Annotated in this window: 13 protein-coding genes and 2 pseudogenes; 3 read left to right on the forward strand and 12 right to left on the reverse strand. The window is 47.0% G+C overall.

Going from position 1 to position 16,551, the window contains the following annotated elements:
- Positions 1-1,070, reverse strand: a pseudogene (locus tag GWP40_RS06415) (tetratricopeptide repeat protein).
- 77 nt (positions 1,071-1,147) lie between these two features.
- On the opposite strand from GWP40_RS06415, the gene GWP40_RS06420 reads away from it, so the two are divergent.
- On the forward strand, positions 1,148-1,423 hold the full coding sequence (locus GWP40_RS06420) for a Txe/YoeB family addiction module toxin (RefSeq protein WP_212564665.1): 276 nt from the start codon (positions 1,148-1,150) through the stop codon (positions 1,421-1,423).
- A 332-nt stretch (positions 1,424-1,755) separates the two neighbouring features.
- Here the strand turns inward: GWP40_RS06420 and yihA are convergent.
- The 4 genes and pseudogenes from yihA to GWP40_RS06440 all read right to left on the reverse strand — a co-directional run bounded on the left by yihA (position 1,756) and on the right by GWP40_RS06440 (position 6,182).
- Positions 1,756-2,371: pseudogene (yihA, locus tag GWP40_RS06425) on the reverse strand (ribosome biogenesis GTP-binding protein YihA/YsxC).
- 27 nt (positions 2,372-2,398) lie between these two features.
- On the reverse strand, positions 2,399-3,973 hold the full coding sequence (locus tag GWP40_RS06430) for a glucose-6-phosphate isomerase (RefSeq protein ID WP_414162738.1): 1,575 nt from the start codon (positions 3,971-3,973) through the stop codon (positions 2,399-2,401).
- 123 nt (positions 3,974-4,096) lie between these two features.
- Complete coding sequence (locus GWP40_RS06435; protein ID WP_330997242.1) at positions 4,097-4,879, reverse strand: MraY family glycosyltransferase; 783 nt, start codon at positions 4,877-4,879, stop codon at positions 4,097-4,099.
- 550 nt (positions 4,880-5,429) lie between these two features.
- Positions 5,430-6,182 (reverse strand): HEAT repeat domain-containing protein, encoded by a 753-nt coding sequence (locus GWP40_RS06440; protein WP_212564666.1) that lies wholly within the window; start codon positions 6,180-6,182, stop codon positions 5,430-5,432.
- Between the two features lie 189 nt (positions 6,183-6,371).
- Between GWP40_RS06440 and GWP40_RS06445 the strand changes: the two genes are divergently transcribed.
- Positions 6,372-7,424 carry a pseudouridine synthase gene (locus GWP40_RS06445; protein ID WP_212564667.1) on the forward strand — a complete coding sequence of 351 codons (1,053 nt, stop codon included), beginning with the start codon at positions 6,372-6,374 and terminating at the stop codon, positions 7,422-7,424.
- Here the strand turns inward: GWP40_RS06445 and GWP40_RS12765 are convergent.
- From GWP40_RS12765 to GWP40_RS06475, 7 genes are all read right to left on the reverse strand, one after another.
- The gene (locus GWP40_RS12765; RefSeq protein ID WP_230974292.1) at positions 7,342-7,668 is read right to left on the reverse strand and encodes a folylpolyglutamate synthase/dihydrofolate synthase family protein; all 327 of its coding nucleotides are present in this window, start codon (positions 7,666-7,668) and stop codon (positions 7,342-7,344) included. The genes GWP40_RS06445 and GWP40_RS12765 overlap by 83 nt on opposite strands.
- Positions 7,669-8,017: 349 nt before the next feature.
- Positions 8,018-8,920: a bifunctional folylpolyglutamate synthase/dihydrofolate synthase gene (locus tag GWP40_RS12770; protein ID WP_230974293.1), complete on the reverse strand. Its 903-nt coding sequence runs from the start codon at positions 8,918-8,920 to the stop codon at positions 8,018-8,020.
- Positions 8,917-10,590, reverse strand: a complete 1,674-nt coding sequence (locus GWP40_RS06455; RefSeq protein ID WP_212564668.1) for a diphosphate--fructose-6-phosphate 1-phosphotransferase — start codon at positions 10,588-10,590, stop codon at positions 8,917-8,919. Before GWP40_RS06455 ends, GWP40_RS12770 begins: the two co-directional genes overlap by 4 nt.
- Before the next feature lie 16 nt (positions 10,591-10,606).
- Complete coding sequence (locus tag GWP40_RS06460) at positions 10,607-11,125, reverse strand: O-acetyl-ADP-ribose deacetylase (protein WP_212564669.1); 519 nt, start codon at positions 11,123-11,125, stop codon at positions 10,607-10,609.
- Between the two features lie 139 nt (positions 11,126-11,264).
- Positions 11,265-12,032 carry a FecR family protein gene (locus GWP40_RS06465; RefSeq protein WP_212564670.1) on the reverse strand — a complete coding sequence of 256 codons (768 nt, stop codon included), beginning with the start codon at positions 12,030-12,032 and terminating at the stop codon, positions 11,265-11,267.
- Positions 12,033-12,057: 25 nt separating this feature from the next.
- Complete coding sequence (locus GWP40_RS06470) at positions 12,058-13,257, reverse strand: hypothetical protein (RefSeq protein WP_212564671.1); 1,200 nt, start codon at positions 13,255-13,257, stop codon at positions 12,058-12,060.
- Positions 13,257-13,712, reverse strand: a complete 456-nt coding sequence (locus tag GWP40_RS06475; RefSeq protein WP_212564672.1) for a hypothetical protein — start codon at positions 13,710-13,712, stop codon at positions 13,257-13,259. Before GWP40_RS06475 ends, GWP40_RS06470 begins: the two co-directional genes overlap by 1 nt.
- Before the next feature lie 95 nt (positions 13,713-13,807).
- On the opposite strand from GWP40_RS06475, the gene GWP40_RS06480 reads away from it, so the two are divergent.
- Positions 13,808-16,516, forward strand: a complete 2,709-nt coding sequence (locus GWP40_RS06480; protein WP_212564673.1) for a CHASE2 domain-containing protein — start codon at positions 13,808-13,810, stop codon at positions 16,514-16,516.
- The last annotated feature ends 35 nt before the right edge of the window (positions 16,517-16,551 follow it).

Below are 16,551 nucleotides of genomic sequence, written 5' to 3' on the forward strand. Positions count from 1 at the left end.
TTAAACTTTTTCTCCATAGTAGATACCTGCCCACTCCCAGCGGCCGTGGATTGCCGGATCGGCAGGGAAGTTTATTTTCCTAAAGTAGAGGTACCATGTACGGACATATTGGTTCCAACCGGAAGTCCTTAAATAAGCTTCGTAAGGAGTGGAGGATGGATCCAGCTCGGAGGCAATACTGATCGCGCTGCCGTACATAAAATCCTTTAGATTCGTATCGGGCTGTTGTTGCGTATCGGATAACTCCTGCTTCCACGACATTGCAAAGAAGTTAACCTTTGAGCGGCATCGTTCCAATGTCGCATAGTCCCTTGCACGAATCGCCGTTTTAATAGTCTTTACAAGATCATCAAGAGTATTGAACGTCCAGCTTTTTGTCGAAGCGCTGTAGTCGACAATCTTACGTGCATAGCCGTAAGTGTCGGGAATACCCGGAATAATAACATCAAACCGGTGCAGATCTAAAAATTGCGTATAAGCTTGGATTGCAAGCTGCCATTCCCCTTGTTTTTCATAAGCCTGCGCGAGCATAAAATATGCTTGCGCAGGATCGAACTCATTATAAAAATCGGTTAAAAGCCGAGAATAATAAACAATCGATTTTCTGCCGGTTCCTGCAAGCTCTATCAGATTTTTTAGGCAGAGTAAGTGGATTGACTGTCCGTTCACCGTCATATCGGAATAATTTTGAACGGCATATTCAAAATAATACGCGGCAATAGCGTCCTCTTGGGCTTCCCGATACGCTGCCGCGAGCCGTAAAAGAAAGTAGGCATTATAGGGATTGTCCGGTTCCGCGTCAATAACGGACTGCAGGAACACTGCCAGTGATTTTATTTTATGCTCAGCTTGCAAATGAGAAGTAATTTTGTCGATAAGGGCGAACCGTATTTGAGCATCCTGCTCTTTTTTTCTAATAAAGCGACCAACGTTTTTTGTTCTTTGCGGTGTTCACGTAAGCCGGTATAGAGATAACCGAACCGATCGTGAGAGCAGGAACAGCATAAAGCGCCGACACAAACTGCGAACCAGCTAAGCAGGTACTTTTTAAACCGTATCACGGTGGGCATACTATCACAGCCATTGTATATTGGCAAGACTGCAGCGCAAGCACAGCATTCAATACGCGAACTTGTTCAGGCATAAAATGCATAAAGATTTTTCAGATGATGCTTGGTTGGATTATACATATTGGATAATGCAAGACAAAAAGACGCTGAAGAAAATTAATAAACTTCTTGCTGATATTGAACGAAACGGTAATGATGGGATAGGACATCATGAGCCATTAAAAGAAAATTTAAGCGGATATTGGTCAAGGACAATAGATGAGAAAAATAGGCTTGTGCATAAAATAGAGGATGGACTTATAAAAATTATTCAATGCAAAAATCATTATGATGTAGAAGAAAACCTAACATAGTTTCCAAAGCCGACAAACGGCCAAGCCGTTTGCGGTTTAAAACAATGTTGAACGGACATGCGCGTCCGTTCAACGGGCGGCGGAACATCCGCCTGTCGTCCGGCGCACAGCGCCGTTCAACACGCGAATTAAGCTGACGGCAAAGCTCACTACATATAATTTTTCCTTTTTTGGGGGATGATAATGAAAGCTAAAATTGGAAATAATGGAGCGCTTAAGTGAATTATCGGTCGATGATTCCTTGATAGTATCTTTTTTTGACGATTATATTGAAGAAACCAACATGGATACAAAATATGTGTATCTGAAGCAAAAAGAATATGCATTGAATCTTACACAAGAAGACAGGCGGAGAGATGCTGTAAGAGCTTTTCTCTGCCCGTTTTTTTTGCAGCAGAGGTTACGATTATTTCATCCTTGCTGCATTCAAAGAAAGATGCAAGGGCAAGGATCTGCTTTGCCTGTTCATTTTTTACTGAGCTTATCGGCTTTGGTTACCGTCAAGACAGCGGGTATGTTGTATTCCCTGAAAAACTGCAAGGTTTGCAGTTCTATTTCAGCAGGATCCCGCCGGATATCCATCAATAAAAATACCGTTTTAAGTGTGGAGCGGGTTGTGCAGTAATCATACAGCATAGCGTCAATCCGTTTCCGTTCCGCTTGGGATACTTGCGCAAAGCCGTAGCCGGGTAAGTCGGCAACGCAAAAGGATTCCGCACTTGGCTGCTTTCCTGCCGGAGCATTCACCGCAAAAAAATTGATTTCTCGTGTCATGCCCGGCTTTGAGCCTGTTTTTACGAGGTTCTTTCTATTAAGGAGCATGTTTATCAGCGAAGACTTTCCCGCATTGGAGCGTCCGAAAAAAGCAAACTCGGGAACGCCTATCTGCGGGAACTGTTTACTGTTAATTGCCCCTTTGATGAACTCGGCGGATACGATCTTGAGCATACCGGTTGTGATAATTCCCTCAGCCTATTATAGTCCGAAGAGGCGGGCGTAGGCGGCGAGTTCGGGCGGCATATCGTGCGATAAAACTTTTTTGGCAAGTACCTTACCGAGCTGGACACCTTCTTGATCGAAACTGTTGACATTCCAGATAAAGCCTTGGAACATTACCTTGTTTTCGTAATGAGCAAGCAGCGCACCGAGCGCTTCCGGTGTAAGCGCCTTTCCGTGGATAAGACTCGACGGGCGCCCTCCGGCAAAGCTCTTATTCGCATTATCATCCTGTTTGCCGCATGCAAAGGCGGTAATCTGCGCGACAACATTGGCAAGCAGCTTTTGCTGGCTGGTAGAGCCTTCCACGGTAATGTCTTTCCCGTATTGACTTTCTTCAAACCCGATAAACTGGAGCGGCACGATATCGGTGCCTTGGTGCAGCAGCTGATAGAACGAGTGCTGCCCGTTGGTGCCCGGTTCCCCAAAGATAACCGGTCCTGTTTTATAGTGAACCGGTTTGCCGAAGCGGTTCACCGATTTTCCGTTGGATTCCATATCCAGCTGCTGCAGATGAGCTGGAAAGCGGGAAAGCGCTTGGCTGTAGGGCAGAATGGCGGTGCTGCCGTAGCCGAGAATATTCCGTTCATAGACACCGATGAGCGCATCCATAAGCGCGGCATTTCCGGTATGGCTCGGTTCGAGGGCTTGCTTATCCGCAGCGGCGGCTCCGGCAAGGAGGGCGTCAAAGGTATCCGCCCCGAATGCCAGCGAAAGCACCGCACCTCCGCATGCAGAGGTGGAAGAGTACCGCCCGCCGATAAAGTCATCCATATAGAAGGATGCAAGGTAGGATGGATTATTGGCAAGCGGACTGCTTTCGCTTGTTACGGCAACCATTTGCTTTGCAGGGTTTAGTCCCGCCTCCTGCAAAAATTGCCCGACGAAGCGTTCGTTGGTAAGCGTTTCGAGCGTGGTGCCGCTCTTTGAAACCAAGATAAACAGCGTCGTTGACAAGTCTAAAGCGGAAAGTACCGCCGCCGCATCGTCAGGGTCTACATTCGATATAAAGTGAGCGCGAAGCTTGAGCTTATTATGCCGCTCTCCCCATGCTTTAAGCGCAAGGTACAACGCGCGCGGCCCAAGGTCTGAACCGCCGATACCGATCTGCACGACATCGGTGAAGGGCTTACCGGATGGAGCGGTGATGGAACCGTTCCTGACCGCTTCTGAAAACTCACGCACCTTTTCCTGCTGCTCAAGATAAAAGGTTCGCATATTTTTACCGTTGTAGATAACATCGTCCCCAAGCTGTCCGCGCGTAAGATGATGCAGGACTTTCCGGTGTTCTCCGGTGTTGACTTCTTCGCCTGAAAGGAGCATCTCATACTTCAACTTTACTTGCTGTTCGTTCGCAAGCACGCCAAGCATGGTAAGGATCGTTTCGTCCACTTGTTTTGCAGCATAATTGTAGTGCATACCGGCCGCCATCGGTATGGAATATTGTTCGATTCGGTATGCGCCGCTGTCTCCTTTCATCAATTGCGTGATGTTCGGTATTGCTGCTTCCTGCAAATCGCGAAACAGGGAACATGCATCTAAGTTTTTCCACATAATCGTCTCCTTTATAGCCGTTTCCTACAGGTGGTAATCTCTAAAAACTACAGCTTGTAGAGATGTCTCAATAAAACGCCGGTGCACGGAAGATTGATTTTCAGCGATATAGTAGGAAGAAATTTACTGCGTATTCTTCGGTATCGATGTACCGTCATGGGCAAGGTGCTTTTCTTTTTCAAAATGAATGAGCGTAAAGAATAATATCCCCACCAGTGAAAGTCCGATGAGCGTTACCAGCGCCATAAGTCCTTGTGAAATAACCGCAAGCGTTACGAATATATCTATAATGATCTGTAAAATCATCACAGTAACCAATGCCCCTCGCGGCGAATAACCGATAAGCATCAGCTTATGATGAAGGTGCAGCCTATCACCTTCCCGTATCGGTTTTTTATCCCGTATCCGTCGCCAAATTGCAGCGATCATATCGAAAATAGGCAGCATCATAAAAATAATTGCAAAAGGGAGTGCTGCAGTTTCATATCCGTCGTTTCTGGGTACCAGCGGGAGTATTGCAAGCACAAAGCCGAGGAATTGAGACCCCGCATCGCCCATAAATATCTTCGCTTTAGGACGGGAAAGATTAAAAAATAAAAAACCTATAATCGCAGCGGCCAATATGATGCAGGTATAAATCATAGAAAAATGGGGAGATGAGTCTTTGAAAAATAGGATAATATAGCTGATCAGCAATGAAACGCTCAAACAACCTACCTGTCCGTCGATGCCGTCCATCAAGTTTACGGCATTAGTAACCCCTGCAATCCAGAGTATCGTTATCGGATAAGCAAAAATACCGAAGGGGATGAAAAGGCCGAGAGGGCCAAAACTGATGCGGGTAAAGCGGAAGTCGGCATACGCGACGATACCGGCGGCAATTAATTGAACAATAAGTTTATAGATAGCCCGCCAATTTTTTTAAGTCATCCCAAAGCCCCATGAAGAAAATTAAGCAGCCCCCGACGATAATGGCCGTGAATTGGCGGGTTATAACGATATTGCTTGGAAATTTGAAGTAGACGATAAAGACGCTCAATGCAAAGGCAGAAAAGAAACCGACACCGCCTAGTCGCGGAATTTTCCCTGTGTGTATTTTTCTACCGCCGACGTCATCGTATAAATTGTGTCGTTTTGCAAAAAGAATCACAAGATATACAAAAAAGGCTGATATGGTACAGGGTATTAGCATTGTGAAAAGGATAAACTGCATATTTGTCAGTTGCATTAAAACCTCAACAGGAACATTATTAACTTTTTACCTGTGTTCAGAGAAGCTGCAAATCATTGGATACGCAAAACTCTGTAGCTGCTATGATAGCCGATTAAGCAGGAACATACAAGGTATCGGGAAAAGCTCAATCGGCTTGTGGCTTGCAGCAGGGTTTAATCTCCTTTGTTCGGTGTAAAGAACAGGGGATTAAACCCTCCAGCTGAATAAACAGCCCAACAGGAATTATTTATTCTTTTTTTGATCCGTATTGGAGTTGGAATTTGAAATGCCGCGCATTACTTCGTAGGCTCTGGTTCTTACCGGCGTTACATAGCTATAGTTATTTGCAATGCGCATTACCGTTTCAAACATATCCTTTTTGTTTATAATTGAGCCGGACATCTTTTCAAAGGTATTGAGTATTTCAAGTGCGAGAGAACTCGTCGGATTAACCGTATCGAATTTACGAGCAATCCAGTTAATCATATTGAATACTTCATCATTGTCATTTTTTCCGATTTCGCCGAGCGATTTTACTGCGGCTGTGATAACGGATGGTTCGTTGTCGGTGTACATGACAGTGACCAATGTATCCTTAGCTTTATCGGTTCCCATTTGCCCAAGCAACTCACATGCGCGGCGTCTTATATCCGGATAGTTATTTACGATTCTGCCATCTTCTCTTACAACGGTTGAAAGACCTTCGGTTGCTAACGTACTTAAAGCCACCTGAATGTCTTCCGATTGACGCCCCTGATTTAATGCATCTTCAATGTATTGTAAGGCAACACTCTTCGAATCGCGTCCTTCAGCGGCAACCATTTCCTTAATCATAACGCCTTCAATTGAATTGAGGTATGCCTGTTCGACGGTAATCATACTGTCGGACTCACTGCCCTTATCATTTTTCTTTGCAGCGTCTTTATTTTGTGCGCAGATAAACGGAGCTGTAAGCAGTCCTAAAGCCAGTGATAGTATCAATAATTTGTGCCGCATGGTAACGACCCCCTTCCTTTGTTCAAAGTTGGTATTTACTGGAATACCGGCTTATTGTCAGTTATTTTTTTGCAAGTGTCAAGAGGTCGATAGTTTTAGATTTTTCAAAATACGTTTGACCTGATCGTAGTGTAAGCTTTGCTTGACAGGTGCATAACCGCAGGATATAGTTTTTAGAGATGCCCTGATATGTGTGCCGAGGAGTCAGCTCTGCAAAATTCTACAGATATATGTTCTATATGTTCCGTAACGGCGGCGTTCGATTATACTCGAACGGCCCCCTGTATTGTACGGGAAACCGCTCATTGGGCGGTTGTGTATAAGCCCCCGCATCTTCCCACCGCGCCGCTTCGAGCAGATGAACGCAATACGCTGGTGTACTGGTTTTTGCATAGCGCTGAGGCAAAGGGGAATGCCCCGTCCGATGATAACCAAACCGATGCACTCGTTAATGCTGCGCAGAACGATGTGCAGGTTCCGCTTGCCGAGGTGCAGGTACGCGGTAAAAAGGCGATCGAGGCAGGACTGCTGCACCGGCTCGACACGGATACGCGGGGTCTTGTGCTTTTTGCAAAGGATCAGGCGGTATATGATTTTCTTGCTGCCCGGCAGGAAGCGGGGCGGATGATCAAAACTTATTGCGCGTTCGTAGAGCCGACTTTATCCCCTGAAATAGATAACGGGCATGGTTTCGATGTAACGGAGTTGTCTAGGCTGAAAAAGCTGTCTGTCGCACAGAGGAGAATGGCTGTACAGGAGCAGATAGCTGCGCAGGAACGGATAGCCGCAAAGTTACCGCTTACGCTGGAAAGTCAATTTAGGAATTTCGGCCCCGGCGCAAAAAGGGTTGCTCCTGTTTTTTCTGCTTCACGGCATTACAAGAAAGACGGGCGGCTGTACACGACGGTCATCGAAGCGGTCGATATGCTGCCGTCCTCGATCGGTGGAAACGATACGGTAGCTCAAATTGCCTGTGAATCTTGCCCGTCTCAAACCGGTGCAGAACGTCGCCTGATTCGCGTGCGCTGCCGCCTTTCCCGCGGATATCGGCACCAAGTGCGCGCTCATCTGGCTGCAGCAGGGCTTCCGATTGTAGGCGACCCTCTGTATGCGCCGCAGGGAGCGGAAGCTCCACCGGTGAGTTTGCAGCTTTACGCGGTCAGCCTTGAGTTTCCCGATCCTGAAAACCCTCAGCGGAATATACTCGTTGCGCTTCCGCCGCCAGATAGAATGAACCCGTAATCAACAGCGGCCGATTTTCGGTAATGCTTTGGGTAAAGGCCTTCTTTAATATCGCGTTAAAATCCTCGCTCGCTTCCATTACAACACTGTTCTCATTTTCGAAAACCTGCGTAAATGCGCCGACGGTTTTTTCTAAATTGCCCTTTTTAAACGAGCCCGGCACGGTGAGGTAGAGGTGCGCAATGTTGCCGTAGAATATCGGCGCAAAACCGGCGGGGTGTTTGTCTGCGGCGCAGGCAAACACCAGTATCGGCTTGGTCTTCGGTGGTGCGTCGGGTATGGACTGAGTATCAGAGTATGCGGGTATAGTGCCGGATACGGGCAGGGTACCGGAGTATGCGATTGAAGGGGCAGCATGAATTGCTGAGCGGCCGGAATGTACGGATGTACTGTCGTTATAGGGAATCGAAGCGCCGGATCCGTTGTTGAGGAGAGAAAAAAACGTGTCTGCGCAAGTCCGTATGCTGTTATGCGTATGTGCGCCATCGAGGACAATTAAAGGCTTGGTACTTAAAAGCTGGAATCGCGCGGGGAGCCATGCCTTTGAAAGCCCGCTTTCGATTAAGTCTTCCGGTGCGTCGGGAAAGCGGTATTTAAAAGCGGCGGCAGCGAGGGCAGCGTTCTCCGCCTGTACGGGCGTAAAAAAGCGGGAGTATGGTGTGCAGCGGACGCTTAAAGAGCGCCCCTACCGGATGCGCGGCGGAAAAGCGGATGGTAACTTCGCGGCCATGCGGTGTGAGCCGGTGTTCAATCGTTTCGATAAAATCGGGTAGATAAAAAAACGGAGCATTGAGTGCCGCCGCCCGTTCTTTGAATACTTCAAGCGCGGAAGGTTGCTGACGTGAGCAAAAAACGGGACACCATGCTTTAATGATGCCCGCTTTTTCCGCCGCAATGAGCGGAATGGTATGACCGAGATATTCGCAGTGCTCAAGCTCGATCGGTGTCAGCACGGTTAGTTCCGGCTGTACGATATTGGTAGCGTCAAGCCTGCCCCCCATGCCGGTTTCAAACACCGCCCAGTCGAGTTTCTCTTGTCGGAACAGCACAAAGGCAGTCAGCGTTACCAGCTCGAACCAGCTCGGTTGCGGCTCGCTCTCCTTCCCGATATAAGGTTGTATGCCCTCTCGTACGGTACGAAACGCTTTAAGATAGGCGGAATTATCGAAAAAACGGCCGTTTTCCGTTATCCGCTCGCGGAAGTCGTTTACATGGGGAGACGTGTAGAGGCCTGTCCTATAACCGGCTTCGGTGAGCAAGGCTGAAAACATCGCCGCAACGGAACCCTTTCCCTTTGAACCGGCAATGTGTACAGTTTTATACGCTGTTTGCGGGTTGGAAAAAAGCGCTGCATAGTAGCCGATAACCTCAAGCGAAAAGGTCTTTTTATGCGGCCGTTTTTCAAAGTTAATGAAGCCGTCAAGCCATCGATAAAAATCGTTGAAATTTTTTTGATGCACTATGGGTGTTGAATTCGTATCACCTGTTTTGTTCATGAGGAGTGCTGCCGGTTTTCATGCTCCAAAAGTAAGGTTTTAGAGAGAACATCGCATAGTTCAGACGGTCCGAAATATTGAATAGGACCGGGGAAAATATAGGCAGTTTCTACCGCCCACCGTTCCCGCTGCGCCGCAAAGGTTTTAAACGGCTTACCGTTCAAATCGATAACCGTCTTTTTGATAACCGGCTTCTTCTCTCCCGAGCGCAATTCCATATCCATCAGTTTGGTTAACGGAATGCCACAGGGTTTCCATTCGATGGGCGGCGCTGTGAGGTTGTATACCGATGCTATATAGCCGGTCAGTCCGTTCGCAATCAGCAAAAAGATTGTTCTGCCAAGGGCATAGCAATAATCCGCATCAAAGTTTGAAGGGAATTCCGCCCGCCCTTCATATCCAAAGAAGTGAGCCTGTGCACTGAACTTCCCTGTATAGGTTCCTTCTTTTTTCAACTCGGCAAGCCGGTTTTTTACTAAGCCGATCAGCAGGTGCTCTGTTTCTATCCGCGACACTTGCAGATTGCCGTGCGGGTCTCGATCCGTTAAAAATTCCGCGGCAATGTCCTCCGGCATCGAGGCAAACAAGGCGGCTGATTCGGGATTAATGTGTTGCTCTACCCACGCTTTTTGTTGTTTAAAAGTTTCAAGCGTGTTAAATGCATCGGGATACTGCGCCATCGCTGCGTTGAGTTCTTTGATGAGCTGTTTCATCTCGGGGATAAATTCGATAACACCTTCGGGAATAAGCACGACACCGAAGTTCTCCTTACGGTTTGCGCGCTTTATCACTGCATCGGCGATTATATCGGTGATCTGCTTGAGGGTCATTTTTTTTTCGGCAACTTCTTCGGAAATCAGGCAGATATTCGGCTGGGTACGGAGCGCACATTCCAGAGCGATGTGGCTGGCAAATCGACCCATCAGTTTGATAAAGTGCCAGTATTTCTTTGCCGAATTTGCGTCGCGGGCGATGTTGCCGATAAGATCGGAATATATCTTGGTTGCCGTGTCAAACCCGAAAGAAGTTTCCAGCATATCGTACTTTAAGTCGCCATCGATGGTTTTAGGAACGCCGATAATCTGCGTTGCAATGCCGTGTTGCAAAAAATATTCTGATAATATGGCTGCATTTGTGTTTGAATCATCGCCGCCGATAATGACCACTGCATCAAGCTCCATCCGCTTTACCGTTGCTATCACTCCGGCAACTTGCTCGGGTGTTTCGATTTTTGCACGCCCCGAACCGATCATATCAAAGCCGCCTGTGTTCCGGTATCGATCGACAATCTCTCCGGATATTTCGATAGCGTTTCCGATAATCAATCCTTCCGGCCCACCTAAAAAACCGAATAACTTGGAGCCGGGGTTTGCCTTTTTTAGACCGTCGTATAAGCCTGCTATGACATTATGTCCGCCCGGCGCTTGTCCGCCCGATAAAATTGTTCCGACCCTGAGCGGTTTTTTGTCAATATGTGCTGTTCCCTTGACAAAATGAATAACCGGTTTGCCATACGTGTGCGGAAACAGCGGTTTTATCTCCTCTGCATGTGCCATGGATGTTGTCGCTTGTCCTTTTTGCATTGCAATCGATTCAATCGGTTCCTCGAGAATAGCGGGGAAACGCGGCGTATATGTATACCGCGCTTTGTGTAACTGAGATACGGTCATAATAAGCCTCCCTGTCTTAGCAATTTTTATCTAATTTTGACAATAGCAGCCGATAAATGTTTTCCGCTTGCTTATTAAAACAAACATGGTAGACAGTCATATTACTTTTTGTTTCCATTAAGTAGGCATAAACGGTAGAAAGAGCAATTGCTGCTGCTTCCTCCATAGGATAGCCGTATACGCCTGCACTAATACAGGGAAACGCAATTGTTTTACAGTGAAAGTCTGCGGCTAGGATGAGCGAGTTGCGGTAGCAGCTTGCAAGCAGCTCCGGCTCCCCGTGCTTACCGTCTTGATATATCGGCCCGGGGGTATGGATAACGTATTCTGCAGGGAGCTGATACCCGCGCGTAATTTTTGCCTGTCCTGTTTTACACCCTTTGAGCGCACGGCATTCTTCCAATAATTCGGATCCGGCAGCACGGTGGATAGCTCCGTCAACGCCCCCACCGCCGAGCAGGGATGTATTTGCCGCATTGACGATTACATCTACTTTAAGTGTAGTTATATCGGCGCAGATGATTTTGATATCCATAACTTCCTATATTTTTATTTATACCATCGATTACCGAATCCGGTATATTTTTTGAATTAAAAAACCGGCAGCCTATACCTCATCGTTTGTATGATAAGAAAAGCTGAGGGGGCGGCTGCCGGTAAAATATTTTAATGAATCATTCCCATTCTATATCGACTGTTACGTCACCGGTCGGCTTAGGATCATCAGGTTTAGGATCATCGGGCTTAGGATCATCAGGTTTAGGATTATCGGGCTTAGGATTATCAGGCAACGGGGTATTGCTTACCGATGTATTTGATTCATTAGTGTTCGAAGGATCCGAACCGACATTTGCTTCACTCGTACTCAAACTTGAACTTCTTGTTGCAACCGCGACAGGTACGGATACCGTACCGGTATTGCTGATTGACGTCCATTCCCCGCCTGCTACAATCTGCGGGATACCAACGCCGGATTCCGCTTCAAGCAGTACAGCGCCGTGATCTACAAGTAAGTTTTGCCCATCAAATTCAAATCCGGTACCGCGGACGGAAGCGGTCGCAGTCGGACTTTTGACCTTAAATTCCGCTTTTTCACCTTCACGCGGTGTAACCTCAGCCTTAACACGTCCTGCCATCAAAAACATCTGAGTCTTTGTTGTTCCTTCGGATTTTACCAGCTCTTCAATGGTTAAGCGGGTAACGGGCTTTACTGTTAGTGTTGCCGATTCAGTTTTAAGAATGGCGGTACTCTTAAAACCGGTAGAGATAAAAGAACCTGCGGGTAAAACATCACCTGTTTTTGCGGTTTTCCAATCTTTTCCGGGGAGTTTACATTCAACCTTCCCCGCAACTTCCGTGATTGTTGCTGTCAGAGTAGCTGCTGCCGAGAGCGAGAAAATCCCCGCTATGCAGAGTATTAAAATTCCTAAAGATTTTTTCATGGTAACCCTCCTAAAAAATTATCTTTTATAGATGAACTGTAAATGCGAATTTCGTTAACCATTGTAAATTATATCCCATAATGATCTTTTTATTGGGTACGAATATACCGCCGACGAATGATGCATCAAAATCATCATAAAACTGATAGGCGAGTTTCGCCGATAATTCGGAACCGACATAAGCCGACGTTTTCTTGATATTCGGAGAAGTCAGCGCTATGTATGATACTTCCGTTAAAAGCCCCCGAACAGGACGAACGCTTGCCGTAAGTCCTGCCGTAAGTATATCGCTGAATCGACCTACCGTCGTATCGGCAATGACGGTTTGCTTTATGTCTGTAATCGGTATAAATGATCGCATTGCTCCCGTACCGTCATAGTCGCCTGCTGCCCAGTCGAGCTTACCGGTTATCGTAAAATAGCGCCAATCGGGGTTGAAGTATTGCACGGAAAGACCTGATGCGAGAGAGTAAAATAATTGCGTATCTTCACCGAATTGAACTGCTGCCCAGTATCTCCAGCTGACATTCCGACCTATCCGTCCGTGAATATACGGTATAAAATACTGCGTATGAGTCCTTCCGGTTTGCTTGAGTAAATCGAATTGCGCCAACATATCGAAACCGAATGTATGCGAAGGAATGAGTCCTTGGAAAGCGGTTGAAAGAAGCAAGAACAACCGCTGCGGAGCAAGTGCCTTTTCCTTATTGCTCAAACGTTCAATATCATCTTTATCTATCCTTATTTTCGCATCGGTTTTATAGGTTAAGCCCGTATAGCCGAGTGCGAAAGCAATATCAGCGTTCTTGATTGTAAGACCGACTTTTGCCCCGTCAAATAAACCGCGCAGAATTTTATTTGAATACTCGTTGAATGAGGTCCGTCCGAGCGCCCATTGGATGCCAATCGTATTGAAAGCCGTATTGCCCGACCAATCCGTTCTTTTCAGTCTAAATGCTTGGGTAAGCGGAAGTAACTGAACCGCTCCCTTAGGCTTAATCGGGAAAGTACCTGAAAACCGTGCCTCGCCGGAAATATATATCGATGAAAAATCTCCCGTAGGGAATTCAATGAATGCTTCCGTGGCATTCGCCTGCGATATGTTAAAAGCTTTATTGGTACCGTTTAAGTCGGTACTATTTGAAAGGTTGAATCCGAAGTCCAATGCAGCGGCATACATTGTCATACCGCCCGCGATAATGAGAAAGGTTAGTATACGTTTCATTATTCACCGCCTTGTACCATACCGACGCGGCCGAGTATTTGCAGCATTGATGCTCCTGTCATAGAAGCGTCGGGATTGTTTTTGCCTTGGATAACTGCGAGGTACCGCAGATCACGATATGCATATCGAGGGCAGGGGTAGATACGGTACATCATACCGCCTTTTACATCGAAGGCCTTCATCAATAAAAAGGCATAGGTCTTGACCGGTATCACATCTTCCGCCGTAACCGAATCCCGTATCAAATTTTGATTTTCGCTTTTGAATCGCTCAAAAGCTGTTTCAAAATCAAGCCCGTCGGAACCGTCATCCAAAGCTGTCTGTATCAGATAGGCAGCCTGTCCAAAGGTCGCGGCTTCGGTTTCTAAAATTTTATCGATCTTTTCAGCTGCTTGACCGAATGTTGCTGCCGCGATAAGTAACATCGCAACGGCAATATATAAAGTACGTTTCATGCTGTCCCCCCTTTTATAAAAAACAAAGTTTTTAACATCTTCCCATTGTATAACTCACGTACATATCATACTATAGATTTAATAGGGAGTAAAGAGTGAAGAAAAAAACTCATTTGTCTTCGGTGGTTATACCGTGTATTGTCGGACTGCTGTGTGCAGGATTATATTTTTTTCCGTTTTGGATAGGTGTTGAAAATCGGCTGTATGATTTCTTTTTGGGATTAAAGTCCGCTGTTAAAGAAGATTCTTCGATTGTGCTGCTGGATATCGATGATGTGTCTATCGAAAAAGTCGGCTTATATCCGTGGCCGCGCAATACGATTGCAAAAGGCTTGGAAGCGTTGACGCAACTCGGCGCCGAATTTGCGGTCTTCGATATTGAGTATATCGATAAAAGTCCGATGAGTGTGGATTTTACCTATTTAAACGGTACGTTAAAGTCCGAGTTTGCCGCTTCTTTTGAAGAGATTGGCGCAAATGTACAGGATATTTTTGCAGCGCTTGCCAATAACCAAATTACACTGCCGGAGGCGGGCATATACGGGAGCGAATTGGTAGATTTAATCGATCAATCGCGCGACACTCTCTACCGGCATACAAAGCAGGTTGCGATAGAGAACGACAGCTATTTGGGACAGGCAATGCGGCTGTTCGGTTCGTCGTTTATTACGGTTAATATGCAGGATGATCCTCCAAGCGAGGGTACGGAAGATTTATATGCGATTGCGAAGGAGCGCTTTACCTATCCTAAGCTCAAAGTGAACGCTCCCCTCACGGAAGGTCGGCACAGCGCTTTGGTACCGATACCGGAAATCAGCCGAATGGCGGCGGGAGCGGGCTTTACCAATGTGCATATCGATAGCGATGGCGTGAGGCGGCGTATCCGGTTGACGGATAATATCGGCGGTACGGTGTTTATGCAGCTTGCCTTTTCTCCGCTGTTGCGGAAACTGGGTTCTCCCGAAGTTGTCATCGATAAAAACCTCGTTACGTTGATCGGCGCCGTGTATGACGGTAAAGAAGAAAATATTTCAATACCGCTTGATTCAAGCGGTATGATGTTGATTCGATGGCCGAAAAAAAACTATCAAAACAGCTTTACTCATGTTCCTTTCTATTTATTGATTGATTATGCCGAAAGCGGAGAAAAAACGGCAAGCAGTTTACGCCTGTTACGGGCAAATCAAGGATGGAACCTCGGCCCCGGCTACGCGCCGATCGATACATGTATGCAGCTATGGGATGAAAGCGAAGAACTACGCCGTACTGCCTTGGAATCGGGGTCTGTGCAGGATAAGGAAGCTTGGCTTACTGCTGTGCAGACCTATTGGGATACGGTAAAAAGCTTTTTTGAAATGGACTACGGTACGTCGGTAGCGCTTTTGTTCGACGAGGCAAAACAGGCAGGGAATCCTGAAGATGCGGAACTTTACGATCAGGTAAAAGCCGATTTTGGAACGCTCTATGCAAACGCCGCCACATCGTATAACCGGCATACGGAGCTTGAAACGGCGCTTGCCGGTAAACTTAAAGATGCTTTTTGTATTATTGGGTGGTCAAGTACCGGTACAACCGATATCGGTGTTAACCCGTTTCACAGCGAATATGTGAATGTCGGTACGCACGCTGCGGTCGCCAATACTATTTTGCAGCGTGATTTCTTACAGCAAGCGCCGGTTTGGGTGTCGGCTCTGCTCGCGATTGCGTTTTCTTTCGGTATTATTGTGGTTATCCGCCGGTTCAGCACCCTTGTTCAGATTATTGCAGGAGTTGTGCTGTCCCTCGTCGTGCTGATGGTGAATCAACTCATATTCCACTTTACCGGTATTTATATCTTTATTATCTCACCGGTACTGGCACTCTTCGTATCGTTCTTAACCTATTCGATGGTGTCGTTCATCATCAGTGAGCGCGAAAAGAGCTTTCTCCGCAAAGCATTCGGCACATACCTTTCCGGCGATGTTATCAATGAGATGATAGAAGATCCTTCTATGCTGAAGCTCGGCGGGCAGAAAAAATGGATTACCGCAATGTTTACCGATGTTAAGGGCTTTTCTACAATAAGTGAAGCGCTCGATGCCGAACAACTGGTTAAGCTGCTGAATATCTACCTTTCCGGTATGAGTGATATTATCTTAGAGCAGCGCGGCACTATCGATAAATACGAAGGGGACGCCATTATATCGTTCTTCGGCGCTCCGGTAGATTATAAAGAACATGCCCGCCTCGCCTGTCATGCCGCAGTGCTGATGCACCGTAAAGAGGTTGAACTGAACGAGCTTTTTATGCGCGAGGGGATGAGCCCTAATCCGCTTTTAACCCGCATCGGGATTAACACCGGTGATATGGTTGTCGGGAACATGGGTACCGAACGGAAGATGGACTATACGATTATGGGTAACGCCGTCAACCTTGCCGCCCGTTTGGAAGGCGTAAACAAGCAGTACGGTTCATGGCTTTTGATTTCCGATATGACGAAAAACGAAATCGGCGACGAATTTATTACCCGCCGGTTCGACCGTGTGCGCGTTGTCGGTATCAATACACCGGTGCAGTTATGGGAGCTGGTTGAATTGAAGGAGGCTGTCGATTCGGCAACGCTCGACTTTTTGCGCCGTTTTGAAGAGGCTCATTGCGTGTTCGACCGGCGGGATTGGAAGGAAGCAGCTCGCCTTTTTAAAGCGCTCCGCGAAGAGCGGCCGGATGATGGTCCCTCTGATGCCTATCTGCGTAAATGCGAGGCCTTTATCCAAAAGCCTCCTGCGGACAACTGGGACGGTGTATTCAGCCTTACGCAAAAATAGGATAGAAAGGTAACCGTATCAGCGAGTAAATCAAA

The sequence above is a fragment of the Treponema vincentii genome (assembly GCF_018336815.1).
Lineage (GTDB): Bacteria > Spirochaetota > Spirochaetia > Treponematales > Treponemataceae > Treponema.